Below are 23408 nucleotides of genomic sequence, written 5' to 3'. Positions count from 1 at the left end.
CTAGTCAGCTGCGTGACCGCGCATCTCCTCCAGCACGTCGGTCCGGCAGATCACGATCTGCGACCGCTTGGTCAGCACGATTCCCTTCTCCTGCATGCGCTTCAGGCTGATCGTGACCCATTGCCTCGTGGCGCCAACCATGTGGGCGATGTCGGCGTGGGTGAAGGCTGCGGCGATCACAGTGCCGTCGGCGTCGTCGACGCCATAGAGCTCGACGAGGTGCAGCAACAGGTGCGCAAGCCGCTGCGTGATCGAGCGCGTTCCCAGCATCTGCGCCAGCGCCGAATAGCACTTGCCCTTGAAGGTGAGGCCTTCAATGAGACCGATCGCGAGGTTCGGGATCTCTGCGGCAAGCGATCGCAACTCCTTTCCGGGCAGGTGCACCACGCTGCAATTGCTGGACGCGACGCCGGACCATTGATGCACAGTGCCCTCGAACACTTCCGGCCCGCCGACGAAATTGCCGACGTGCCAATAAGCGAGCGTGATCTCGCGCCCGAGCGGCGAGGTGTAGAACACGCGGATGCGGCCGCTCTCGATCAGCCAGATGCCGTCATGCTTGCCGCCCTGGCTGAACAGCGTCTGGCCGCGGTTGAGCACCTTGCGGCGGCCCTGCTTGAGCACCAGCTCCCGCTCGCGTGGAGAGAGCTTGTCCATCAGCGGCGGCGGCCCGCCGATCCATTGCTGGTTCTCGGTCAGCAGTAGCGAGGAGCTGCCGGCAGGCCGGACTGTCGGGGGAATGGGCCCACGAACCACATTGGCGGCCTGCAACATCATCTGCCTCCGGAACGTTCAAATCGTTCTAAAGAGGAGCAATGTCCGTGCCAGATGGGGTGAGGCCGCTTACACCGGTGTCATCGCCGGCGAAGGCGGGCGATCCAGTATTCCAGACGCGTCAATGGGATACGGAGATGCCGCGGCGCACTGGATTCCCCGCTTGCGCGGGGAATGACTGTGGAATTTGCGGCCGCTGTCGAACCGTCCTCAAGGCAGCGTTGACCTAGTGCCCCGCCAAGCTCAGCAGATAGGGCTTCGGGTAAATCCCCCGGTTATGCCCATCCGAAAACGAGATGTTCAGCCCGTAGCCGAGATCGCCGATCTCGGTAATGGCGATGCCGGGAAACCGGTCGGGGAAGCGATCGTCGAAGCGGGCACGGGTGCAGTGGGCGCATTTGCAGGAGAGGCGGAGTGTTTCGGCAGAAACGCTGAGCGCGTCGTCCTGTGTGGTGCGGACCAGCAGCGCGGCGAGATCAGCGCTGGCTTCATAGTCGGCGATGGTCGGTGCCACCAAGGTCATGGTCATGACGAACCTCCGACTTCTTTCTATGTCGGCGCGGGCGCGCACGAATAGCAACTAATTGCCGGCGCAGGCGTGATCGCGTGCCGTCTCTTCAGTCATCGCTCGCGAAATGTGAAACTAATCGACTAGGAACTCCACTTCCACATTGCCGGACTCGCCGCTCTCCGGAACCTTCTGCGCCATCGATCGCGAAGGAGAAAGCATGAGCGCATTTCAGAAGGAAACGGTTCTGTCGGTCAGGCACTGGACCGAGTCCCTGTTCAGCTTCACCGCAACCCGCGATCCCGGTTTTCGTTTCCAGAACGGCCAGTTCGCGATGATCGGGCTGGAGGTCGGGGGCAAGCCGTTGATGCGGGCCTACAGCATGGCCAGTGCCAACCATGAGGAGGCGCTCGAATTCTTCTCGATCAAGGTGCAGGACGGCCCGCTGACCTCTCGCCTCCAGAAGATCAGTGAAGGCGACGTCATCCTGGTCGGCGGCAAGGCGACGGGTACGCTGATCACCGGCAATCTGCTTCCGGGAAAACGTCTGCTGCTGCTCTCGACCGGAACGGGCCTGGCGCCGTTCGCCAGCCTGATCAAGGACCCCGATGTCTACGAGAACTACGCGACCATCGTGCTCGCCCATGGCTGCCGCCAGGTTTCGGAACTCGCTTATGGCGAACACGTCGTCGAGGGCCTGCGCAATCACGAGTTCTTCGGCCCGCTGATCCGCGACAAGCTGGTCTACTATCCCACGGTGACGCGCGAGCCGTTCCGGAACCGCGGCCGCATCACCGATCTGATTGCCTCCAACCAGCTGTTCGACGACATCGGGCAATCGGGCCTCGATATCGAGACCGACCGCATCATGCTGTGTGGCAGCCCCGCGATGCTGGAGGAGTTGCACGAAATGTTCTCCGCGCGCGGCTTCGTGGAGGGCAATCATAGCGAGCCCGGCCATTTCGTCATCGAAAAGGCCTTCGTCGAGCGCTGAGGCGCAAATCGCATCCCGGCGACAACTAATTGCTATCGCCCGGACGTCCCCTGAACAAATCTGACGCAAAGGCGCCGACTATCGGCGAACCAGGAGCAAGTGATGGCACTAGATCAGATCGTCGACGGACTTTCGGAGGTTTCCTGCGATGTGCTGGTGATCGGCGGCGGCACCGCCGGCCCGATGGCGGCGCTGAAGGCGAAGCTGAAGAACCCGAAGGCCAATGTCGTTCTGCTCGAAAAAGCCAACGTCAAGCGCTCAGGGGCGATCTCGATGGGCATGGACGGGCTGAACAACGCCGTCATTCCCGGTTACGCGACGCCGGAGCAGTACACCAAGGAAATCACCATCGCCAACGACGGCATCGTCGACCAGAAGGCGGTCTATAAATACGCGCAGAGCTGCTACAAAATCATCGAGGAGCTGGACAGCTTTGGCATCCGCTTCCTGAAGAACGAGAACGGCGATTACGCCGTCAAGAAGGTGCACCACATCGGCACCTACGTGCTGCCGATGCCGAACGGCGAGACCGTGAAGAAGGCGCTGTACCGCCAGCTCCGCCGCGCCCGCATCCTGATCTCCAACCGCTACATGGCGACGCGGTTGCTCAAATCTGCAGATGGCCGCATCGCCGGTGCCGTCAGCGTCAATACCCGCACGGCCGAGATGCTGGTGATCAAGGCCAAGGCCGTGATCCTTTGTATGGGCGCTGCAGGACGCCTTGGTTTGCCAACGTCGGGCTACATGTTCGGCACCTACGAGAATGCGGCCAATTCCGGCGACGGTTACGCCATGGCCTATCACGCCGGCGCCGCGCTCGCGAATCTCGAATGCTTCCAGATCAACCCGCTGATCAAGGACTACAACGGCCCGGCCTGCGCCTATGTCGCCGGCCCTTTCGGCGCATATACGGCGAACAACGAAGGCTCGCGCTTCATCGAATGCGACTATTGGTCCGGCCAGATGATGCTGGAGTTCTACAACGAGCTCTTGTCCGGCAAGGGGCCGGTGTTCCTCCAGCTCAAGCATCTTCACTCCGATACTATCTCCGAGATCGAATCCACGCTGCACAAGGTTGAGCGTCCTACGCGCGGGCTGTTCCAGCAGGGGCGGGGTGTCGACTACCGCAGCGAATCCATCGAGATGCACATCTCGGAGATCGGCTTCTGCTCCGGCCACAGCGCCTCCGGCGTGTTCGTCGACGACAATGCGCGCACCACCGTGCCGGGTCTGTATGCCGCCGGCGATATGGCGAGCGTGCCGCATAATTACATGCTCGGCGCCTTCACCAACGGGTCGGTCGCCGGAATTGACGCCATGGAGTTTGCCGACAATCACGATTTTGCAGAGTTCGACGCTGCCGACGTCGCGACGGAGCGCGAGCGCGTGATGGCGCCGACCAAGCGCGAGGACGGCATTCCGCCGAACCAGATCGAGTACAAGACCCGGCGCCTGGTCAACGACTATCTCCAGCCGCCGAAGGTCACGCGCAAATATGAGCTCGGCATGCGCCGCCTCGCCGAGGCGCGGGAGGACATGCAGGAGCGCATGATCGCGCGCAACGCGCACGAGCTGCTCCGCGCCCTCGAAGTGCAGTCGATCATGGACTGCGCCGATATGGCCGCGCACGCCTCGCTCTATCGCGAGGAGAGCCGCTGGGGCCTCTATCATTGGCGCACGGATTTCCCGGAGAAGGACAACGAGAACTGGTTCTGCCACACGCTGCTGTCGAAGCGCGACGGCAAGATGACCAGCGAGAAGCGCGCCGTCGAGCCCTATGTCGTGCCGATCGCAGACGACGAGAAGGATCTCTACGACAAGCAACGCATCCGCGCCTCGGCCTGACGCACCAGAACACAACAGGAGACATCAAATGCCTCTCGCATCCTATCAGACATCGGTTCCGGTGGTCGTCGACGACGCCAAATGCATCGCCGACAAGGGGTGCACCGTCTGCGTCGACGTGTGCCCGCTCGACGTCCTGCGCATCAGCGACATGACCAACAAGGCGTACATGGCCTATGACGAGTGTTGGTACTGCATGCCCTGCGAAGCCGATTGCCCGACCGGCGCCGTCACCGTCAACATTCCTTATTTGTTGAGGTGATCATGTCGAGCCCGTTCGAGTCCTATGACGACCTCGAAGACGCCGACGAGCGGCTGCAGGCGGCCGATCCCGCCGAGCGCCGCGTCGCGATCATCGCGCTCGGCCATTCCGGCGATCCCGCCGCGGTCGCGCATCTCGCCAAGATGGTCGCCGATCCCGACGGCGGCGTGCGCCAGCAGGTCGCGATGGCGCTCGGCGAGTTCGACGGGCCGGAAGCCGCGAGCGCGCTGGTGAAGCTGCTGGTCGACCCCGAGAGAATCGTCGCGGCGGCGGCGGCCGACAGCATGGCCGAGTTCAAGGATACGGCCTGCGCCGAAATCGTCCTGCCGCTGGTGAAGCATGCCCATGCTTTCGTCCGAATGGGCGCGCTGCGTGCGCTGAAGGAATTGCGCTGCAAAGACACGCTGAAGCCGGCGTTGGAAGCACTCCAGGATGCCGATGCCGCCGTGCGCGTGCAGGCGATCGGCGTGATCGGCTTCCTCAAGCTGGAAGAATCGATCCCGGCGCTGACCGCGCTGATCAACGATCCCGACGCACATGTCCGCCGCGCCGCGGTCAGCGCGTTGGCTTTCTCGCAGATGAAGCCTGCGGCGGAGACGATCACGCGCGCGCTGAAGGACTCGGACTGGATGGTCCGCGAGATGGCTGCGGAAACGCTGGGTCTCAACGCCAACGGTTCGCTCGCGGCCGATCAACTCGTCAGCTCGCTCGCCGACGAATTCTGGCAGGTGCGGCTCAAGGCCATTCGCAGCCTCGGCAAGATGAAGGTCGAGCGCGCGGTGCGCCCGATTGGCAATTGCGTCAACCATGACCAGGCGAACTTGCGCAAGGAGGCGGCCGCCGCGCTCGGCGAGATCGCCCATCCCGACGGCGAGGCGTTCCTGGCCGTGATCGCCGACGATCCCGATCCCGATGTCCGTAAGAACGCACGCTGGGCGCTTCAGCAGATCGCGGCCCGCAAGGCGCGGGCAGGGGCATAGCGGCCTCGTTGCCGCTCTGGACTTCCCCCGCCAGACGTTTATTGGTCTTCGCAATGCGATCGGCCGTCTTCGAGCGCGGCCGGTCCTTAGAAACAGCGAGGACGCCGGCCATGACGACATTGACTGTGAAGGATCTTCTCCCCGAGGATGGCACGCGGGGAACATTGGCCGGCCGCGTCTGGCTGCCGCAGGTCAATGGTCCGGCCGTGGTCGCCGTGCGCGGCGACGGCGTGTTCGATGTCACGGCGAGATTCCCGACCATCAGCGCGCTCTGCGAAGAAGACAATCCCGCCCAGGCGCTTGCGGCGGCCAAGGGTGAACGCATCGGCGATCTCGAAGCAATTGTCGCCAACACGGCACCCGACGGGCGTGACCCGAAAAAGCCGTGGTTGCTTGCACCGGTCGATCTCCAGACATTGAAGGCTGCGGGCGTCACCTTCGCCATCTCGATGCTCGAACGCGTCATCGAGGAGCGGGCCAAGGGCAATCCGGCTTCGGCAGAAGCGATCCGCAAAGAAGTCACACGGCTGATCGGCGACGATCTGTCCAAGCTCAAGCCGGGCTCGGACCAGGCGATGCACTTGAAGCAGGTGCTGATCGATCAGAACGCCTGGAGCCAGTATCTCGAGGTCGGCATCGGCCCCGACGCCGAAGTCTTCACCAAGGCGCCGACGCTGTCGTCGGTCGGCACCGGCATGGATGCCGGCCTGCATCCGAAATCGACCTGGAACAATCCGGAGCCCGAACTGGTGCTGTTCGTCTCCAGCCGTGGCAAGATCGTCGGCGGGGCGCTCGGCAACGACGTGAATCTGCGCGATTTCGAGGGCCGTTCGGCGCTGCTGCTGTCGAAGGCCAAGGACAACAACGCGTCCTGCGCAATCGGTCCGCTGCTGCGCCTGTTCGACGACAGTTTTACGCTCGACGACGCGCGCAGGCTGGACATCAGACTGAATGTCACGGGCACGGACGGCTTCGTCCTCGACGGTCATTCCTCGATCAGCAAGATCAGCCGCGATCCGACCGATCTGGTCGCGCAGACCATCGGCAAGATCCATCAATACCCTGATGGGTTCGTGCTGTTTCTGGGAACGATGTTCGCACCGGTCAAGGATCGCGATGCGCCGGGGCAGGGGTTCACCCACAAGCGCGACGACATCGTCACGATCTCCGCGCCCCAGCTCGGCAAGCTCGTCAACCGTATGCGCACCAGCGACGAGTGCGAGCCGTGGACGTTTGGCATCGGCGCGCTGATGAAGAACCTGGCGCAACGGAATCTGATCTAGTTTCTGCGCCTCTCCCCGCATGCGGGTGAGGGGACCACGGTGCGGACGAGAGGTGTGGGGTGTCTTTCACCGTTTGCGTGGAGAGAGCCCCTGAGCCTACCCCTTTCAGCGCGAGCGAAGCTCGTCGCGGCCCTTAAGAACGGGGCGGGGCAGCGACCGTGGCTGTCGCAGCAGCTCCCATAATCTCTTTCATCCCTGCGTTGTGTCTGCGGAACAAAATCGCTCTGCGCGTGTCATAAACGGGCCGCTTCGCCAAGCCGCGTTCTCCGCTAAATAGTAAAATAATATGACTAGTCGGAACCAAGCTTCCGTGAAATAGTGCCTTCCGCCGCCTCAAAGGCCGGCCTGCGGGTGCCATGCTACCAATCGGTGCCCCCGGATAACATCTTGGGAGACACGCCTGATGACCCCTAAAGCCCTCCTTGCGGCCAGCGCCATGGCCGCCTTGCTGCTCACGGCGCCCGCCAGTGCCGGCCAGCTCACCATCGGCTTCTCGCAGATCGGATCGGAATCCGGCTGGCGCGCGGCCGAGACCTCGGTCTCCAAGCAGGAAGCTGCCAAGCGGAAGGTCAATCTCAAGATCGCCGACGCGCAGCAGAAGCAAGAGAACCAGATCAAGGCGATCCGCTCCTTCATCGCGCAGAACGTTGATGCGATCTTCCTCGCGCCCGTCGTCTCGACCGGCTGGGATTCGGTGCTGAAGGAAGCCAAGGAGGCGAAGATTCCGGTCGTGCTGCTCGACCGCGACATCGACCCCTCAGGCAAGGACCTCTATCTCACCGCCGTGACATCCGACAGCGTGCATGAAGGCGCCGTCGCCGGCGACTGGCTCGCCAAGACCGTCGGCACGAAGGCCTGCAACATCGTCGAGTTGCAGGGCACGGTCGGCGCCAGCGTCGCAGCCAATCGCAAGAAGGGTTTTGACACCGCCATCGCCAAGCACGCAAACCTGAAGGTGGTGCGCAGCCAGACCGGCGACTTTACCCGTGCCAAGGGCAAGGAAGTGATGGAAAGCTTCATCAAGGCCGAAGGCGGCGGCAAGTCGATCTGCGCGGTCTATGCCCACAACGACGATATGATGGTCGGCGCGATCCAGGCCATGAAGGAAGCCGGCCTCAAGCCCGGCAAGGATATCCTCACGGTCTCGATCGACGCCGTGCCCGATATCTTCAAGGCGATGGCCGCGGGCGAGGCCAATGCCACGGTCGAGCTGACGCCGAACATGGCCGGCCCCGCGCTCGATGCCATCGCGGCCTTCAAGGAGAAGGGCACCGTTCCGCCGAAATGGATCCAGACCGAGTCCAAGCTCTATACCGCGGCGGACGATCCGCAGAAGATCTACGACAGCAAGAAGGGCCTCGGTTACTGAGGTGGCGCGCCTCGCCGGGCTGCTTCTTGCGGCCTGGCGGTCCCCCCTTTCGAAACCGCTGCGCGAACGAATAGGCTGGGCATCCGCATCATAAGCGGACGCCGGCGGGAGTGACGTTGCGATGGAAAACAGCCCCGATCCTGCTCCGCCGCTCCTTGAGGTGCGCGGGATCAGCAAGAGTTTCGGCGCCGTGCGTGCCCTGCAGGAGGTCGACTTCACGCTGCGCGCCGGCGAGATCCATGCGCTGCTCGGCGAGAACGGCGCCGGCAAGTCCACGCTGATCAAGGTCGTCACCGGCGTTTTTCCGCGAGATGCCGGCATTGTCAGGATCAGTGGTGAAGAGGTCGCGCCACGCTCGGCCAAGGCCGCGCTTGGGGCCGGCATCGCCACCGTCTACCAGGAGGTCAACCTGCTGCCGAACCTGTCGGTGGCGCAGAACCTGTTTCTCGATCGCCAGCCGATGCGCTTCGGCATCGTGCGCGATGGCGAGATGCGCCGCCGCGCCAAGGCGCTGCTTGCAGATTTCGGTCTCGATATCGATGTCGCCGCGCCTCTCGGCAACTATTCGGTGGCCATCCAGCACGTCACCGCGATCGCGCGCGCCGTCGATCTCTCCGCGCGCGTGCTGATCCTGGACGAGCCGACCGCCAGCCTCGACCGCCATGAGGTCGAGATTCTCTTCGGCATCATGCGTCAGCTCGCGCGACGTGGCATCGGCATCATCTTCGTCAGCCACTTCCTCGACCAGGTCTACGAAATCTCCGACCGCATCACCGTGCTGCGCAACGGCCGCCTGGTCGGCGAGCGTGAGACCGCCTCGCTGCCGCGCCTCGAGCTGATCCGCATGATGCTCGGTCGCGAGCTTGCGGAGACCACCAGCGCGCGGGCTTCTGCCACCGAGCATAAGGCACGCGAGATCTGCGCGAGCTTCGAAGGTTACGGCAAGGCCGGTTACGTCGCGCCGTTCAATCTCGAGCTGCGCCATGGCGAGGTCGTCGGCCTTGCCGGACTGCTCGGCTCGGGCCGGACCGAGACGGCACGGCTGGTGTTCGGCGCCGAGCGCGCCGATCGCGGGCAGGCGAGGGTGGAAGGCGCGCCGGTGCGGCTGCAGTCGCCGCGCGACGGCGTGCGCCACGGTTTTGGCTATTGCCCGGAGGAGCGAAAGACCGACGGCATTATTGCCGAGCTCAGCGTGCGCGAGAACATCGTGCTCGCGCTCCAGGCCAAGCGCGGCCTCTATCTGCCGCTGTCGCGGCGCGAGCAGGACGAGATCGCGCGCCGCTACGTCAAGATGCTGGACATCCGCCCGGCCGATCCCGAGCGGCCCGTCGGTCTGCTGTCCGGCGGCAATCAGCAGAAAGTCTTGCTGGCGCGCTGGCTCGCGACCTCGCCGCGGCTCCTCGTGCTGGACGAGCCGACCCGCGGCATTGACGTCGGCGCGCATGCCGAGATCATCCGCCTGATCCGCGAACTCTGCGACGACGGCCTGGCGCTGCTGGTGATCTCCTCCGAGCTCGATGAGATCGTGACCTATTCGGATCGCGTGGTGGTGCTACGTGACCGCGCCCATGTCGAGGAGCTCGCTGGAGAGGCGATCGACGTTGGCAACATTCTCGCGGCGATCGCCGCCGATGGCGCCGCGACCGCGCATGAGGGCCGGGCATGACCGCGCTGTTGCCGCGCCGCGGCCTTGCCCAGATCCTCGCGCTGATCGTCGTTCTCGCGGTCGATCGCATGGTATCCCCGCAATTCTTCGACCTGCGGCTTCAGGATGGCCGTCTCTTCGGCAGCCTGATCGACGTGCTCAATCGGGGCACGCCTGTGGCGCTGCTTTCGCTCGGCATGGTGCTGGTGATCGCGACACGCGGCATCGATCTCTCCGTCGGCGCGGTGATGGCGATCTCGGGCGCAATCGCAGCGAGCCTCGCTGACAGTCACGGTCTCCCGGTCGTGCTGGCGGCCGCGCTTGGCGCCGGCCTCGTCTGCGGTCTCTGGAACGGCTTCCTCGTCGCCGTGCTGGGCATGCAGCCGATCGTGGCGACGCTGATCCTGATGGTGGCGGGACGCGGCGTCGCCCAGCTGATCACCGAGGGGCGCATCGTCACCTTTTCCTCACCGGACCTGGTCTGGCTCGGTAATGGCTCGGTACTCGGCCTGCCGGTGCCGGTCGTGATTGCCTTGGGCATGCTGATCCTCACCGCCGCAGTGGTGCGCGGCTCGGCGCTCGGCCTCCTGATCGAGGCGACCGGCGGCAACGCGCGGGCGAGCGAGCTTGCCGGCGTCGGCACCCGCGCAATGATTTTGGCGGTCTATGTCTGGTGCGGCATCTGCGCCGCGCTCGCCGGCGTGATCGCCGCGGCCGACATCATGGGCGCCGATGCCAACAATGCCGGACTCTGGCTCGAGCTCGATGCCATCCTCGCGGTCGTGATCGGTGGCACCTCGCTGTTCGGTGGCCGCTTCAGCCTCGTGCTCGCCGTGTTGGGGGCGCTCATCATCCAGACCATGAACACCGGCATCTTGCTGTCGGGCTATCCGCCGGAGTTCAATCTGCTGGTCAAGGCGGTGGTGGTGCTCGCGGTGTTGCTGCTGCAATCGCCGAAACTGACGGGGCTCGCCGGCATTGCCATGCGGCTGCGGAGGACCAAAGCATGAAAGGCCTGCCGCCCGTCCTCATCACGGCCATCGTGCTCGTTGCGGGCTTCGCGCTCTGCGCGGTGCAGTTTCCGAATATCGCCTCGACGCGCGTGATCGGAAACCTCCTCACCGACAACGCCTTCCTCGGCATCGTCGCGACGGGCATGACCCTTGTGATCATCTCCGGCGGCATAGATCTTTCGGTCGGATCGGTAATCGGCTTCACCACCGTGTTCGTTGCGCTGGCGATCGAGCGCTGGGGCGCGCCGCCGCTGGTCGCCTTCGTCGCGATTCTGGCGCTCTCGGCAGCCTTTGGCGCGGCGATGGGCGCCGTGATTCATGTCTTCGACCTGCCGCCCTTCATCGTCACGCTGGCCGGCATGTTCCTGGCGCGCGGCGCGAGCTTCCTGCTCTCGACCGAATCGGTGCCGATCACTGCGCCGGTTTATTCTACCGTGTCGGACTTCGCGCTGCGGATGCCCGGCGGGGGACGACTGACCGCGATCGCGATCATCATGCTCGTGATCGTGATCGGCGGCGCCTTGCTTCTGCATCTCACCCGGTTCGGGGCCAACGTCTATGCACTCGGCGGCAACCGGACCACCGCGAGCCTGATGGGCGTTGCCGTCGGCAAGATGACGATCAAGATCTACATGCTGTCGAGCCTGCTCGCTGGCATCGCCGGCATCGTCTTCTCCTTCTACACCAGCGCCGGCTATTCGCTCTCCGCCGTCGGTGTCGAGCTCGACACCATCGCCGCCGTCGTGATCGGCGGCACGCTGCTCACGGGCGGCCAGGGCTCGGTGATCGGCACCTTCCTCGGCGTGCTGATCCAGGGCCTGATCCAGACCTACATCAATTTCGATGGCACCTTGTCGAGCTGGTGGACCAAGATCGCGACCGGCGTGCTACTGTTCGTGTTCATCGCCTTGCAGCAGGGACTGGTCGCGCTGGCGCGCCGGCCGGTGGTCAAGAGCGCAGGAGCGGCGTCATGACCTCGCGCATCCTCGTCATCCCGACGCGGCGGGCCCACTCCAACCATGCGGAGGTGGCCCGTTCGATCGGCGTCGACATCATCGCCGGCCGCTATGCGGAAGGCACGCGCCTGCCGGGCGATGCCGAGATGATCGCGATGTTCGGCGTGTCGCGGCCGGTGCTGCGGGAAAGCGTGAAGACGCTGGTCGCCAAAGGCCTGCTCACCACCAAGGCGCGCGTTGGGACCGTCGTGCGCGAGCGCGGCGCCTGGAACATGTTCGATGCGGATGTGCTGGCCTGGCATCTCGACGCCGGCATCGACAAGCGCTTCCTCAACGATCTCGCCGAGATCCGTCTCGCGGTCGAGCCGCGCGCGGCCATGCTTGCAGCGGCGCGGCGGTCGGAGGAGGACCTTGCCGAGCTCGGCCGCAGCATGGAGCGCATGCGGCGTGAGGCGTCCGACTCGGTGGGCTTTGCCGACGCCGATCTCGCGCTTCACGTGGCCGTGGCGCGCGCCTCGGGCAATTTGTTCATGCGCTCGATTGGGCACGTCATCGAGGCCGCGCTGCGTGCCTCGTTCCTGCTCAGCGCCCCGTCCGAGCCCGAAGATCGCGACACTGTGCTGCTGTGGCACCAGAAGATCGTCGATGCCATCGCGGCCGGCGACGCCGATGCCGCCGCCGAAGCGATGGTCTTCGTCATTCACAACGGAATGCATCGCCATGAGGGTGCCGCGATCGAGACTGCGCCGGCCGAGGCGCTGCCGTCGGCGGATACTGGAGAACGAGCGTGACAGACCTTCGCATCGCCATCGTCGGGTTCGGCAAGATCGCGCGCGACCAGCATGTCGGCGCGATCGCCGCGGTGCCGGGCGCGACGTTGGCGGCCGTCGCCAGCCGCAACGCTTCGCTGCCGGAACTGCCGCATTTTGCCACCATCGAGGAATTGCTGGAGCAGGGGCCGCCGATCGACGCCGTCTCCCTCTGCACGCCGCCGCAGGTGCGGCGCGCGCAGGCCGCAGCAGCTCTCGCCGCCGGCAAGCATGTCATGCTGGAGAAGCCGCCGGGCACCGGCGTTGCCGAGCTCGATCCACTGATCGCAATGGCGGCGGAGGCGAAGCGTACGCTGTTTGCGACCTGGCATTCGCGCCATGCGCCGGCGGTCGAGCCGGCGCGGCAATGGCTTGCCGAGCGTCGCATCGCCTCTGTGCACATCAGCTGGAAGGAAGACGTCCGCGTCTGGCATCCCGGCCAGGCCTGGATCTGGGAGCCGGGCGGCCTCGGCGTGTTCGATCCCGGGATCAATGCGCTGTCGATCCTGACCAGGATTCTGCCGAAGCCCGTGTTCGTCACCGCGGCCGAGCTGGCCTTCCCGGCCAATTGCCAGGCGCCGATCGCGGCGAACCTGACACTGACGGACATCAGCGGTCTGCCCGTGACCGCCGAGTTCGATTTCCGCCAGACCGGGCCGCAGAGCTGGGATATCGTCGTCGAAACGGATCAGGGCCGGATGACTCTGTCCAGCGGCGGCGCGCGCATGGCCGTCGACGGCAAGGTGCTTGCCGAGGCGCCCGATGAGGAATATCGCGGACTCTACCGGCGCTTCGTCGAACTCGCGGCGACCGGCGCGAGTGACGTCGACCTGACCCCGCTGCGTCTCGTCGCCGACGCCTTCCTGCTGGGCAAGCGCACGATCGTCGAGCCGTTTGTGGACTGAACATGGCCGCATCAAAAATCACCAGAGACGCTTTCGGGGCGCTGCCGGATGGCCGCAAGGTCGAGCGCATCGTGCTGCGCGGGGAGGGTGGCTTCGAGGCGCGGATCATCACCCATGGCGCAGTCCTTCAGGCGTTGATCGCGCCGGATGCCCGGGGCAGCCTCGACGACGTCGTGCTTGGCCACGACACATTCGCCGGTTATCTCGCCGAACGAAAGTTTTTCGGTGCAACAGTCGGCCGCTACGCCAACCGCATTGCCAAGGGGCAGTTTTCGCTCGACGGTGAGACGATACAGCTTGCCGTCAACAACGGTCCCAATGCGCTGCACGGCGGCCTCGACGGATTCGACCGCAAGCTCTGGGAGATTGCGGACCTCGACGAGGGCGCCGAACCCGCGGTGACGCTTACCTGTGTCAGCCCGCATGGCGAGGAGAACTATCCAGGCCGGCTCGACGTGCGGCTGACCTATCGCGTCACCGGCCCGACCGAACTCTCGCTCATCATGGAGGCGCGGACGGACCGGCCGACCATCGTCAACCTGACCAACCACAGCTTCTTCAATCTGGAAGGTGCAACGTCGGGCAGGTCCGTTCTCGACCATGAGCTGACCGTCGCCGCCGAGCATTTCCTCGCGATCGATCCCACCGCCATTCCGCTGCGGGAGCCGCCACGCCCGGTGGCGGGCACGCCGTTCGACTTCCGCGAGCCGCGGCCGGTCGGCGAGCGTATCCGTGAGAGCGATCAGCAATTGCAGAGCGGCAGAGGCTATGACCACACTTATTGCCTCAGGCGCGACGGCAGGCTCGGGCTCGCGGCGCGGCTGGTAGCGCCGCGCGCGGGGCGGATCATGGAACTGCTCACCGACCAGCCTGGGCTCCAGGTCTATTCCGGCAATTACCTCGATGGTACGACCTCGGGGAAGGGCGGCAAGCTCATTCGTCAATCGGACGCCATGTGCCTGGAGCCTCACATCTGGCCGGACGCGCCGAACCGGCCGGATTTCCCGAGCCCGCGCCTCGACCCCGGCGAAGTCTATCGCCATCATACGGTCTATCGCTTTTCAGTGAGGTCACCATGATGGAACAGGTGCCTACGACTGTGCTCTCGGGCTATCCCTGCCATCTGGGTGAAGGGCCGACCTATGACGCAACCACCGACACCGCCTGGTGGTTCGACATCCGCGAAGGGCTGCTGTTCGAGGCCCAGCTCGACAGCGGCAGCATCCGCGTCCATGCGCTCGGCCGAATGGCGAGCGCGCTCGGACGCATCGATGCGGAGCGCCAATTGATCGTCGCGGAGGACGGTCTCTACATCCGCAAGCTCGTCGATGGCGTGATGACGCTGCTCTGTCCGCTCGAAGCCGACAATCACGCGACCCGCTCCAATGACGCGCGGGTGCATCCGTCCGGCACGTTCTGGATTGGCACCATGGGATGCGAGGCGGAGCGGGGGGCAGGCGCGATCTACGCGTTCCATCGCGGCAAGATCGCGCTGCTGTTTCCCCGCATCAGTATTCCCAACTCGATCTGCTTCTCGCCGGATGGCGCGATCGGCTATTTCGCCGACAGCGCGCGCGCCGTGCTCTATGCCGTGCCGCTCAATCCCGCGACCGGCCTGCCGCGCGGCGAGCCGGAGGTGCTGTTGCGCCACAGCGGCATCGGCGGCCTCGATGGCTCGGTGTGCGATGCCGAAGGAAACATCTGGAACGCGTGCTGGGGCGCGAGCCGGGTCGATGTCTATTCTCCGCAAGGCGAGCGCCTGCGCTCACTCGGCGTGCCGGCAAGGCAGGCGAGCTGCCCCGCCTTTGTCGGCTCGGATCTGTCGCGCCTGCTCGTCACCTCGGCCTGGCAGGGCATGGACGCGACTGCGCGCGCCGCCGATCCGCAAGCCGGTTGCACTTTCTTGTTGGAGGCATCCGCACGTGGACGCGCGGAGCCCGACGTCAAGCTCGCATAGGAGACCAGAGGCATCCCACGACCACGTTCTCGACGTCACGAAGAAACAGTCTGATACCCAAGGGAGTGAAACATGCTGAAACTGAAGACGACGTTCCTCGCGCTGGCGCTGGCCGGCGCTGCCACGATGGCCACAGGCGTCACCGCCTTCGCCCAAAAGGCGACCGTCGGCATCGCCATGCCGACGAAGTCGTCGGCGCGCTGGATCGACGACGGCAACAACATGGTCAAGGTGCTGAAGGAGCGCGGCTACAACACCGACCTGCAATATGCCGAGGACGACATCCCGAACCAGCTCTCGCAGGTCGAGAACATGGTGACCAAGGGCGCGAAAGCGCTGGTGATCGCGGCGATCGACGGCACCACGCTGTCGGACGTGCTCAAGCAGGCGAAAGCAAAAGGCATCACGGTGATCGCCTATGACCGCCTGATCCGCGGCACGCCGAACGTCGACTATTATGCGACCTTCGACAATTTCCAGGTCGGCGTCTTGCAGGCGCAATCGATCGAAAGAGGCCTCGGGCTGAAGGAGGGCAAGGGTCCCTTCAACATCGAGCTGTTCGGCGGCTCGCCCGACGACAACAACGCCTACTTCTTCTACAACGGCGCCATGAGCGTGCTGAAGCCCTACATCGACGGCGGCAAGCTCGTCGTCGCCTCGGGCCAGATGGGTATGGACAAGGTCGCGACCCTGCGCTGGGACGGCGCCACCGCACAGGCGCGCATGGACAATCTGCTCAGCGCCTACTACGGCAACAAAAAGATCAATGCAGTGCTGTCGCCCTATGACGGCATCTCGATCGGCATCATCTCCTCGTTGAAGGGCGTCGGCTACGGCAGTGCCGACCAGCCGATGCCTGTTATCTCGGGCCAGGATGCCGAAGTGCCCTCGATCAAGGCCATGCTGCGCGGCGATCAGTACTCGACCATCTTCAAGGACACCCGCGATCTCGCCAAGGTGACAGCCGACATGGTCGACGCCGCGCTCGCCGGCAAGGAGGTCACCGTCAACGATACCAAGACCTACGAGAACGGCGTCAAGACCGTGCCGTCCTATCTGCTCAAGCCGGTGGTGGTCTACAAGGACAATTGGGAGAAGGTGCTGGTCGACAGCGGCTATTACAAGAAGTCGCAGTTCCAGTGAGACTGTTTCTTCTTCCTCTCCCCGCGAGCGTGGGAGAGGCAGCTCTCTATGAGGGACGAAGCGTATGTCCACGTGCTCGTCATGGCCGGGACAAGCCCCGGCCATGACGACGTGGAAAAGTTCGGGAGAATGATCCGATGACCGCAATGCTGGAGATGCGCAACGTCAGCAAGAGCTTTGCCGGTGTGCAGGCGCTGCGCGACGTCAACTTCCAGGTCGAGGCCGGGCAGATCCACGCCCTCGTCGGCGAGAACGGCGCCGGCAAGTCGACGCTGATGAAGGTGCTCAGCGGGGTCTATCCGCATGGCAGCTACGAGGGCACCATCATCTTCGAGGGCGAGGAGCGTCGCTTCCGCGACATCAACGATTCCGAGGCGCTCGGCATCATCATCATCCATCAGGAGCTGGCGCTGATTCCGCTGATGTCGATCGCGGAGAATATCTTCCTGTCGCATCCGCCGTCGAAGTTCGGCGTGATCGACCGCGACGAGGTCTACCGGCGTACGCGGGAACTGCTGGCGCAGGTCGGCCTCAAGGAATCGCCGGACACGCTGATCACCGATCTCGGTGTCGGCAAGCAGCAGCTGGTCGAGATCGCAAAGGCGCTGTCCAAGCGTGTGCGCATGCTGATTCTGGACGAGCCGACGGCGAGCCTCAACGAAGCCGACAGCGCCGCTCTGCTCGAACGCCTGATGACATTTCGCGAGCAGGGCATCGGCTCGATCCTGATCTCGCACAAACTCAACGAGGTTGCCAAGGTCGCCGACCACATCACGGTGCTGCGCGACGGCCGCACCGTCGACAGCATCGACTGTCACGCCGAGCCGATCCAGGAGGATCGCATCATCCGCAGCATGGTGAACCGCGATCTCGCGCACCGCTTCCCGGAGCGTAGCGCGAAGATCGGCGAACCGGTGCTCGACGTCGAGAACTGGTCGGTCTATCACCCCATCCATCCCGAACGACAGGTGATCAAGAACGTCAATTTCAGCGTCAGGCGAGGCGAGGTCGTCGGCATCGCCGGCCTGATGGGGGCCGGCCGCACCGAATTCGCCATGAGCCTGTTCGGCCGCTCCTGGGGCACCAATATCAGCGGCAGCATCCGGCTTGAAGGCCATGAAATCGCGCTGCCGAGCGTCGCGGCCGCGATCGACGCCGGCCTCGCCTATGTCACCGAGGACCGCAAGCAACTCGGCCTGATCCTCGCCGACGACGTCCGCAAGAACATCACGCTCGCCAGCCTCGACCAGATCGCACCCAGGAGGGTGATCGACGACATCGCCGAGCTGAAGGTCGCCAGCGACTACCGCAGCCGCATGCGCATCCGTTGCTCCGACGTCTACCAGGAGACCGGCCAGCTCTCCGGCGGCAACCAGCAGAAGGTGGTGCTGTCGAAATGGCTGATGACCGACCCGAAGGTGCTGATCCTGGACGAGCCGACAAGGGGCATCGACGTCGGTGCCAAATACGAGATTTACTGTATCATCAACGAGCTGGCGGAGGCCGGCCGTGGCGTCGTGGTGATCTCCTCGGAGATGCCCGAGCTGCTCGGCATCTGCGACCGCATCTGCGTCATGAACGATGGCGCCTTCGTCGGGGAATTCAAGGGCCCCGAGGCGACGCAGGAGAAGATCATGCGCGCCATCATGCGCAACGAACGAAGCAATGGAAACGGCGTGCCTGAGGCCGCGGAGATGGGAGGATCGCAGCCATGACCGACAAGACGGTGTCGCTGCCCGAGGAGCGCCGGCACGGCAGCTTCATCAAGAACAATTTGCGCAATTACGGCATGCTGATGTCGCTGATCGCGATCATGCTGTTCTTCCAGGTCGTGACGGGCGGCACGCTGCTGCAGCCGCTCAACCTCACCAACCTGGTGCTGCAGAACAGCTATATCGTCATCATGGCGCTCGGCATGCTCCTGGTGATCGTCACCGGCCATATCGACCTCTCGGTCGGCTCGGTCGCAGGCTTCATCGGCGCCGTGGCCGCGGTGCTGATGGTGACCTACAAGGTCGATTACACGCTTGCGTTCATCGCCTGCCTCCTGGTCGGTGCCGCCATCGGCGCTGCGCAGGGCTATTGGGTGGCCTATTTCAAGATCCCGTCCTTCATCGTCACCTTGGCGGGGATGCTGGTGTTCAAGGGCCTCGCGCTCGCGGTGTTGCAGGGCCAGTCGCTCGGGCCGTTCCCGGCGACGTTCCAGAAGTTGTCCTCCGGCTTCATTCCGGAACTGCTGCCCGAAGCCGGCACGCTGCATCCGACATCCATGCTGATCGGCGCCGTGCTGGCGCTCGGCCTCGTCTACGCCAGCGCCAAGGGGAGGTCGCGCGAGCAATTGCACGGAATCGAGATCGAGCCCTATGCGTTCTTCCTCGGCAAGAGCATCCTGCTGGCCTGCGCCGTGCTCTATTTCACCTATCTGATCGCCTCGCATCGCGGCCTGCCCAACGTTCTGGTGATCATGACCGCGTTGATCGCGCTCTACGGCTTCGTCACCCGCCGCACCGTGATCGGGCGGCAGATCTACGCGGTCGGGGGCAACGCCAAGGCGGCGAGCCTGTCGGGCATCAAGACCGAACGGCTGACGTTCCTGACATTCGTCAACATGGGCGTGCTCGCCGCGCTCGCCGGCCTCGTCTTCGCCGCGCGGCTCAACACCGCGACCCCGAAGGCAGGTCTCGGCTTCGAGCTCGACGTCATCGCCGCCTGCTTCATCGGCGGCGCCTCGGCCTATGGCGGCGTGGGGCGCGTCGGCGGCGCCGTGGTCGGCGCCATGATCATGGGCGTGATGAACAACGGCATGTCCATCCTCGGCATCGGTATCGATTACCAGCAGGTCATCAAGGGCCTGGTGCTGCTGGGGGCGGTGTGCATCGACGTGTATAATCAGCGGCGGTAGGCGGTCTCGTCGGGTGGACCAAGGCGCAACGCGCCGTGCCGCCCTGTTTCCAGGACCGCGACGGAGATGGTGGCCGCGCGTCCACCTACTGCGTCGTGAACAGCACCGCCGCGATCGCGACGGAGAGGCTCACCGCCGATACGGTCGCCACCGTCGACAATACCCCCATTCGCCGGAGCGCGATGGCGAAGGCGATGATGATGGGTGTGGCGGTCATCAACCCGATCTGTGCATCACTCATGTGATCATTGGCCATTCCGTGGAACTCTGAGCTGGTTCGTACTGCGATCCGGCCGGTCGGACGTTGTGTCGGCGCAAACAAGCGCCCCGCAATTCCCCAGTTTGTCCGGCGACAAACTCGGAACCGGGCAGCCGGGCTAAGTCTGGCCGGTGTGCTGATCCGGAAAGACGATGTCGACGGTCGAGTGCGAACAACAGGAAAGCGGCTGGGGAATTCTGGAAGAGCTCCCCGGCGATCCCATGATCTGGGTGCTGATCTTCAGCGAGCTCGTCGCCTTCGGCTTGTTCCTCGGCGCTTTTTCGGTCAGCCGCGCGATCCACCCCACGCTGTTCGCGGCCGGGCAGTCAGCGCTCGATTCGAATCTCGCCGGCCTCAATACCGTCGTGCTGGTCACCAGCGGCTGGGCGGCGGCGAAGGCGACGAAGGCCGCGCGTGCCGGGGAACGGCCGGTGGCGCGATACTGGATCTTCGGCGCGATGGCGCTCGGCGGCCTCTTCATCGCGATCAAGATCGCCGAGTATGCGGAAGAAATCGGGCGAGGCGTCGGGCTCGAGACCAGCCCGTTCTTCACGCTCTACTTCCTCCTGACCGGCTTTCATCTTCTGCATGTCGGCCTCGGCATCGTCATCCTCGCCGTGGTCTGCCGCCGCGCCGGGATATCGGGCGTCGAGACGGCAACTGCCTTCTGGCACATGGTCGATCTGGTCTGGATCGTCATGTTCCCGATTCTCTATCTGGTCAAATGACCATGCCGGATCGTATCGACATGAGCTGGATCGTGCTTATCGGCCTCGCGCTTGCGACCATCCTGCTGCCGCCGCTGGTGCCGCGGCCGCTGCTCGGCAACGCACTGCTGCTGGCCTTCGCCGCCCTCAAGGGCCACCGGATCGCGCTCGACTTCATGGATCTACGCGCCGTGCCCGCGCTCTGGCGTGGCCTCGTCGCGAGTTGGATCCTGATCGTCCTGCTGCTGGCCTGGCTCGCCTCGGCCGTCGTCGCCCTGATCTGACGCGCTCATTGCGCCCTGACAAAGAACGGGCCGGGCTGAGCGGCAATAAATCACACCATCGCGATTTCGCAGGAATCAAACCGGAAAGGATTGGCAATGGCTGAACGCCTGACCAAGTCGGCCGCTCGAAATGTCTTCTACGGCGGCTCGGCCTTCTTCTTCGCCATTTTCATAGGGCTGACGGCACACAGCCATTACTACATGGCCACGACGTCGACCGACGCCACGACGCTGACGTCGTCGGTCGCCCGCGGCAAGCATGTCTGGGAGAAGAACTCATGCATCAACTGCCACACTCTGCTGGGTGAGGGCGCCTACTTCGCCCCTGAAGTCGGCAACGTCTGGGATCGTTGGGGCGGCAACGAGGACCCGGCCGCTGCGCGCGAGACACTGAAGGCCTGGATGCAGTCGCAGCCCTCGGGCGCGCCCGGCCGGCGGCAGATGCCGCAGTTCAACCTCACCGACCAGGAGCTCGACGATCTCGCCGACTTCCTGCAATGGACCAGCAAGATCAAGCGGCAGGAGTGGCCGCCGAACAAGGCCGGCTGAGCACGCTGTTTCCTCTTTCAAGACAGAGAGACCCGAGATGAAATATCAGACCCAGAAAGTCGCGATGCTCTACTTCTACGGCGCGCTGACTCTGTTTCTCGCGCAGGTCCTGTTCGGCCTCGTCGCCGGAACCATCTACGTCCTGCCCAACACGCTGTCGACGCTCCTGCCGTTCAACGTCGTCAGGATGATCCACACCAACGCGCTGATCGTGTGGTCGCTGATCGGCTTCATGGGCGCGACCTATTTCCTGTTGCCTGAGGAAACCGAGACCGAGCTGTACAGCCCGCTGCTGGCCAAGATCCAGTTCTGGATGTTCTTCGGCGCGGCAGGCGTGGCCGTGGTCGGCTATCTCTTCCACTATCACGAAGGACGCGAGTTCCTCGAGCAGCCCTTCATCATCAAGGTCGGCATCGTCGTCGTCTGCCTGATGTTCCTGTTCAACGTCACCATGACGGCACTGAAGGGCCGCAAGACCACGATCACGAACATCCTGCTGTTCGGCCTGTGGGGCGTTGCGATCTTCTTCCTGTTCGCTTTCTACAATCCTGTGAACTTAGCAGTCGACAAGATGTACTGGTGGTACGTCGTCCATCTCTGGGTCGAAGGCGTCTGGGAGCTGATCATGGCCTCGGTGCTCGCCTATCTCATGATCAAGCTCAACGGCATCGACCGCGAGGTCGTGGAGAAGTGGCTCTACGTCATCATCGGCCTTGCGCTGTTCTCTGGCATCCTCGGCACCGGCCATCATTTCTACTGGATCGGCGCGCCCGGCTACTGGCAGTGGATCGGCTCGCTGTTCTCCACGCTCGAGGTGGCACCGTTCTTCACGATGGTGATCTTCACGGTGCAGATGACATGGAAGGCCGGCCGCAAGCATCCGAACCGCGCTGCGCTATTGTGGTCGGTCGGCTGCTCGGTGATGGCCTTTCTCGGCGCCGGCGTCTGGGGCTTCCTGCACACGCTGTCCTCGGTGAACTACTACACCCACGGCACCCAGGTCACCGCGGCGCACGGCCATCTCGCCTTCTTCGGCGCCTATGTGATGCTCAATCTTTCCGTCATGGCCTATGCGATCCCGCAGATCAGGGGACGCGCGCCCTATAACCAGTGGCTGAGCATGGCGAGCTTCTGGATCATGTGCACGGCCATGATGGTGATGACCTTCGCGCTGACCTTCGCCGGCGTGGTCCAGGTCCATCTCCAGCGCGTGCTCGGCCAGGGCTACATGGACGTGCAGGACCAACTCGCGATGTTCTACTGGGTCCGGCTCGGCTCCGGCGTGTTCGTCGCGATCTCCGCACTGATGTTCGTCTGGGCGGTGATGGTACCCGGTCGCGCCAAGCAGGCGGTCATCCCCGGCGCGTTGCAGCCGGCTGAATAAATGCAACTGGCGGCCGCGGTTCGCCGCGGCCGCCAGCTTCCTGGAAAGTCCGGAGAAACATCATGAAAGCTGCCCTTCACACGGTGACCTCGGCGCCCGAGCTGCCGGCCTATGTCGCAAGCGGCAACGAGTGCGCGCTGTTCGAGCACGCCTGGCGGCACCAGCTGCCGGTCCTGCTGAAGGGGCCGACCGGCTGCGGCAAGACGCGCTTCGTCGCGCATATGGCGGCGCGTCTCGGATTGCCGCTCCACACCGTCGCCTGCCACGACGATCTCACCGCGGCCGATCTCACCGGTCGCTATCTGCTGCGGGGCGGCGACACGGTATGGACCGACGGTCCGCTGACGCGCGCGGTGCGCGAGGGCGGCATCTGCTACCTCGACGAGGTCGTGGAAGCGCGCAAGGACGTCACCGTAGTGCTGCATCCCCTGACCGACGATCGCCGCATCCTGCCGCTGGAGCGCACAGGCGAGGAGCTTGCGGCGCCGAACAGCTTCATGCTCGTGGTCTCCTACAATCCCGGCTACCAGACGCTGCTGAAGGCGTTGAAGCCGTCGACGCGACAGCGCTTCGTTGCCATCGAATTCGGCTTCCTGCCGTCCGAGCAGGAAATCGCCGTCGTCTCCGCCGAAAGCGGACTGCCGCCGGAGCGCGTGCGGCCGCTGGTCGGGCTGGCTGGCCGGCTGCGCGCACTGAGGGGACACGACCTGGAGGAGGGCGTCTCGACCCGGCTCGTGGTCTATTGCGCGACCCTGATCGCCGCCGGCACGCCGATCGCCGATGCAGTGCTTGCCGGCATGATCGAGCCGCTGACGGACGATGCCGACGTCAAGGCGGCGCTGCTCGACGTCGCCCGTGCCGTGATCGGGTGAGGCCAGTC

General features: G+C 64.5%; 24 protein-coding genes. 21 read left to right on the top strand and 3 right to left on the bottom strand.

Annotation, left to right across the window (positions count from 1 at the left end; genetic code table 11):
• Both ACM42_RS01335 and ACM42_RS01330 read right to left on the bottom strand, forming a co-directional pair.
• Complete coding sequence (locus ACM42_RS01335; RefSeq protein ID WP_271526325.1) at positions 1-777, bottom strand: Crp/Fnr family transcriptional regulator; 777 nt, start codon at positions 775-777, stop codon at positions 1-3.
• A gap of 223 nt (positions 778-1000) precedes the next feature.
• Positions 1001-1297 (bottom strand): gamma-butyrobetaine hydroxylase-like domain-containing protein, encoded by a 297-nt coding sequence (locus ACM42_RS01330; RefSeq protein WP_271526388.1) that lies wholly within the window; start codon positions 1295-1297, stop codon positions 1001-1003.
• A gap of 205 nt (positions 1298-1502) precedes the next feature.
• Here ACM42_RS01330 and ACM42_RS01325 point away from each other — a divergent pair, with 205 nt between their 5' ends.
• The 16 genes from ACM42_RS01325 (at position 1503) to mmsB (ending at position 19345) form a co-directional block, all read left to right on the top strand.
• Positions 1503-2276: a ferredoxin--NADP reductase gene (locus tag ACM42_RS01325; RefSeq protein ID WP_271526324.1), complete on the top strand. Its 774-nt coding sequence runs from the start codon at positions 1503-1505 to the stop codon at positions 2274-2276.
• Between the two features lie 102 nt (positions 2277-2378).
• Entirely contained in the window at positions 2379-4121 is a 1743-nt protein-coding gene (locus ACM42_RS01320) for a fumarate reductase/succinate dehydrogenase flavoprotein subunit (protein ID WP_271526323.1), read from the top strand.
• A 28-nt stretch (positions 4122-4149) separates the two neighbouring features.
• Positions 4150-4383 (top strand): 4Fe-4S dicluster domain-containing protein, encoded by a 234-nt coding sequence (locus ACM42_RS01315; protein WP_007593252.1) that lies wholly within the window; start codon positions 4150-4152, stop codon positions 4381-4383.
• Between the two features lie 2 nt (positions 4384-4385).
• The gene (locus tag ACM42_RS01310) at positions 4386-5363 is read left to right on the top strand and encodes a HEAT repeat domain-containing protein (RefSeq protein ID WP_271526322.1); all 978 of its coding nucleotides are present in this window, start codon (positions 4386-4388) and stop codon (positions 5361-5363) included.
• 110 nt (positions 5364-5473) lie between these two features.
• Positions 5474-6646 (top strand): fumarylacetoacetate hydrolase family protein, encoded by a 1173-nt coding sequence (locus tag ACM42_RS01305; protein WP_271526321.1) that lies wholly within the window; start codon positions 5474-5476, stop codon positions 6644-6646.
• Between the two features lie 403 nt (positions 6647-7049).
• The gene (gene ytfQ / locus ACM42_RS01300; protein WP_271526320.1) at positions 7050-8015 is read left to right on the top strand and encodes a galactofuranose ABC transporter, galactofuranose-binding protein YtfQ; all 966 of its coding nucleotides are present in this window, start codon (positions 7050-7052) and stop codon (positions 8013-8015) included.
• A gap of 121 nt (positions 8016-8136) precedes the next feature.
• Complete coding sequence (locus tag ACM42_RS01295; RefSeq protein ID WP_271526319.1) at positions 8137-9681, top strand: sugar ABC transporter ATP-binding protein; 1545 nt, start codon at positions 8137-8139, stop codon at positions 9679-9681.
• Positions 9678-10670 (top strand): ABC transporter permease, encoded by a 993-nt coding sequence (locus ACM42_RS01290; protein ID WP_271526318.1) that lies wholly within the window; start codon positions 9678-9680, stop codon positions 10668-10670. Before ACM42_RS01295 ends, ACM42_RS01290 begins: the two co-directional genes overlap by 4 nt.
• The gene (yjfF, locus tag ACM42_RS01285) at positions 10667-11647 is read left to right on the top strand and encodes a galactofuranose ABC transporter, permease protein YjfF (RefSeq protein ID WP_271526317.1); all 981 of its coding nucleotides are present in this window, start codon (positions 10667-10669) and stop codon (positions 11645-11647) included. Before ACM42_RS01290 ends, yjfF begins: the two co-directional genes overlap by 4 nt.
• On the top strand, positions 11644-12420 hold the full coding sequence (locus tag ACM42_RS01280) for a FadR/GntR family transcriptional regulator (protein WP_271526316.1): 777 nt from the start codon (positions 11644-11646) through the stop codon (positions 12418-12420). Before yjfF ends, ACM42_RS01280 begins: the two co-directional genes overlap by 4 nt.
• Positions 12417-13343 (top strand): Gfo/Idh/MocA family protein, encoded by a 927-nt coding sequence (locus tag ACM42_RS01275; RefSeq protein ID WP_271526315.1) that lies wholly within the window; start codon positions 12417-12419, stop codon positions 13341-13343. Before ACM42_RS01280 ends, ACM42_RS01275 begins: the two co-directional genes overlap by 4 nt.
• Positions 13344-13345: 2 nt before the next feature.
• Positions 13346-14422, top strand: a complete 1077-nt coding sequence (locus tag ACM42_RS01270; RefSeq protein WP_271526314.1) for an aldose epimerase family protein — start codon at positions 13346-13348, stop codon at positions 14420-14422.
• Positions 14422-15300, top strand: coding sequence for an SMP-30/gluconolactonase/LRE family protein (locus ACM42_RS01265; RefSeq protein ID WP_271526387.1), 879 nt, complete (start codon positions 14422-14424; stop codon positions 15298-15300). The genes ACM42_RS01270 and ACM42_RS01265 overlap by 1 nt, the downstream gene beginning before the upstream one ends.
• A gap of 72 nt (positions 15301-15372) precedes the next feature.
• The gene (gene chvE, locus ACM42_RS01260) at positions 15373-16443 is read left to right on the top strand and encodes a multiple monosaccharide ABC transporter substrate-binding protein (protein WP_271526313.1); all 1071 of its coding nucleotides are present in this window, start codon (positions 15373-15375) and stop codon (positions 16441-16443) included.
• Positions 16444-16580: 137 nt separating this feature from the next.
• Entirely contained in the window at positions 16581-18158 is a 1578-nt protein-coding gene (gene mmsA, locus ACM42_RS01255; protein WP_271526312.1) for a multiple monosaccharide ABC transporter ATP-binding protein, read from the top strand.
• On the top strand, positions 18155-19345 hold the full coding sequence (mmsB, locus tag ACM42_RS01250; protein WP_271526311.1) for a multiple monosaccharide ABC transporter permease: 1191 nt from the start codon (positions 18155-18157) through the stop codon (positions 19343-19345). Before mmsA ends, mmsB begins: the two co-directional genes overlap by 4 nt.
• An 85-nt stretch (positions 19346-19430) precedes the next feature.
• Here mmsB and ACM42_RS01245 read toward each other — a convergent pair whose 3' ends face one another.
• The gene (locus tag ACM42_RS01245; RefSeq protein WP_271526393.1) at positions 19431-19562 is read right to left on the bottom strand and encodes a hypothetical protein; all 132 of its coding nucleotides are present in this window, start codon (positions 19560-19562) and stop codon (positions 19431-19433) included.
• Between the two features lie 194 nt (positions 19563-19756).
• Here ACM42_RS01245 and ACM42_RS01240 point away from each other — a divergent pair, with 194 nt between their 5' ends.
• From ACM42_RS01240 to ACM42_RS01220, 5 genes are all read left to right on the top strand, one after another.
• Positions 19757-20332: a cytochrome c oxidase subunit 3 family protein gene (locus tag ACM42_RS01240; protein ID WP_271526310.1), complete on the top strand. Its 576-nt coding sequence runs from the start codon at positions 19757-19759 to the stop codon at positions 20330-20332.
• Positions 20333-20334: 2 nt separating this feature from the next.
• Positions 20335-20595 carry a cytochrome C oxidase subunit IV family protein gene (locus ACM42_RS01235; protein WP_271526309.1) on the top strand — a complete coding sequence of 87 codons (261 nt, stop codon included), beginning with the start codon at positions 20335-20337 and terminating at the stop codon, positions 20593-20595.
• A 96-nt stretch (positions 20596-20691) separates the two neighbouring features.
• Positions 20692-21144: a c-type cytochrome gene (locus tag ACM42_RS01230; RefSeq protein WP_131870107.1), complete on the top strand. Its 453-nt coding sequence runs from the start codon at positions 20692-20694 to the stop codon at positions 21142-21144.
• 37 nt (positions 21145-21181) lie between these two features.
• Positions 21182-22528: a cbb3-type cytochrome c oxidase subunit I gene (locus ACM42_RS01225; RefSeq protein WP_271526308.1), complete on the top strand. Its 1347-nt coding sequence runs from the start codon at positions 21182-21184 to the stop codon at positions 22526-22528.
• Between the two features lie 62 nt (positions 22529-22590).
• Positions 22591-23400, top strand: coding sequence for a CbbQ/NirQ/NorQ/GpvN family protein (locus ACM42_RS01220; protein ID WP_271526306.1), 810 nt, complete (start codon positions 22591-22593; stop codon positions 23398-23400).
• The last annotated feature ends 8 nt before the right edge of the window (positions 23401-23408 follow it).

Source organism: Bradyrhizobium sp. CCBAU 25338 (assembly GCF_028128965.1).
Classification (GTDB): Bacteria; Pseudomonadota; Alphaproteobacteria; order Rhizobiales; family Xanthobacteraceae; genus Bradyrhizobium; species Bradyrhizobium liaoningense.
The sequence above is the reverse complement of the archived record's forward strand: the minus strand, read 5'-3'. Positions and strand labels throughout refer to the sequence as shown.

Excerpts from the sequence above, each read along its gene's own strand:
- ACM42_RS01335 (WP_271526325.1), bottom strand. The coding sequence starts at position 777 with ATGATGTTGCAGGCCGCCAATGTGGTTCGTGGGCCCATTCCCCCGACA.
- ACM42_RS01330 (WP_271526388.1), bottom strand. The coding sequence starts at position 1,297 with ATGACCTTGGTGGCACCGACCATCGCCGACTATGAAGCCAGCGCTGAT.
- ACM42_RS01325 (WP_271526324.1), top strand. The coding sequence starts at position 1,503 with ATGAGCGCATTTCAGAAGGAAACGGTTCTGTCGGTCAGGCACTGGACC.
- ACM42_RS01320 (WP_271526323.1), top strand. The coding sequence starts at position 2,379 with ATGGCACTAGATCAGATCGTCGACGGACTTTCGGAGGTTTCCTGCGAT.
- ACM42_RS01315 (WP_007593252.1), top strand. The coding sequence starts at position 4,150 with ATGCCTCTCGCATCCTATCAGACATCGGTTCCGGTGGTCGTCGACGAC.
- ACM42_RS01310 (WP_271526322.1), top strand. The coding sequence starts at position 4,386 with ATGTCGAGCCCGTTCGAGTCCTATGACGACCTCGAAGACGCCGACGAG.
- ACM42_RS01305 (WP_271526321.1), top strand. The coding sequence starts at position 5,474 with ATGACGACATTGACTGTGAAGGATCTTCTCCCCGAGGATGGCACGCGG.
- ytfQ (WP_271526320.1), top strand. The coding sequence starts at position 7,050 with ATGACCCCTAAAGCCCTCCTTGCGGCCAGCGCCATGGCCGCCTTGCTG.
- ACM42_RS01295 (WP_271526319.1), top strand. The coding sequence starts at position 8,137 with ATGGAAAACAGCCCCGATCCTGCTCCGCCGCTCCTTGAGGTGCGCGGG.
- ACM42_RS01290 (WP_271526318.1), top strand. The coding sequence starts at position 9,678 with ATGACCGCGCTGTTGCCGCGCCGCGGCCTTGCCCAGATCCTCGCGCTG.
- yjfF (WP_271526317.1), top strand. The coding sequence starts at position 10,667 with ATGAAAGGCCTGCCGCCCGTCCTCATCACGGCCATCGTGCTCGTTGCG.
- ACM42_RS01280 (WP_271526316.1), top strand. The coding sequence starts at position 11,644 with ATGACCTCGCGCATCCTCGTCATCCCGACGCGGCGGGCCCACTCCAAC.
- ACM42_RS01270 (WP_271526314.1), top strand. The coding sequence starts at position 13,346 with ATGGCCGCATCAAAAATCACCAGAGACGCTTTCGGGGCGCTGCCGGAT.
- ACM42_RS01265 (WP_271526387.1), top strand. The coding sequence starts at position 14,422 with ATGGAACAGGTGCCTACGACTGTGCTCTCGGGCTATCCCTGCCATCTG.
- chvE (WP_271526313.1), top strand. The coding sequence starts at position 15,373 with ATGCTGAAACTGAAGACGACGTTCCTCGCGCTGGCGCTGGCCGGCGCT.
- mmsA (WP_271526312.1), top strand. The coding sequence starts at position 16,581 with ATGACCGCAATGCTGGAGATGCGCAACGTCAGCAAGAGCTTTGCCGGT.
- mmsB (WP_271526311.1), top strand. The coding sequence starts at position 18,155 with ATGACCGACAAGACGGTGTCGCTGCCCGAGGAGCGCCGGCACGGCAGC.
- ACM42_RS01245 (WP_271526393.1), bottom strand. The coding sequence starts at position 19,562 with ATGACCGCCACACCCATCATCATCGCCTTCGCCATCGCGCTCCGGCGA.
- ACM42_RS01240 (WP_271526310.1), top strand. The coding sequence starts at position 19,757 with ATGTCGACGGTCGAGTGCGAACAACAGGAAAGCGGCTGGGGAATTCTG.
- ACM42_RS01235 (WP_271526309.1), top strand. The coding sequence starts at position 20,335 with ATGCCGGATCGTATCGACATGAGCTGGATCGTGCTTATCGGCCTCGCG.
- ACM42_RS01230 (WP_131870107.1), top strand. The coding sequence starts at position 20,692 with ATGGCTGAACGCCTGACCAAGTCGGCCGCTCGAAATGTCTTCTACGGC.
- ACM42_RS01225 (WP_271526308.1), top strand. The coding sequence starts at position 21,182 with ATGAAATATCAGACCCAGAAAGTCGCGATGCTCTACTTCTACGGCGCG.
- ACM42_RS01220 (WP_271526306.1), top strand. The coding sequence starts at position 22,591 with ATGAAAGCTGCCCTTCACACGGTGACCTCGGCGCCCGAGCTGCCGGCC.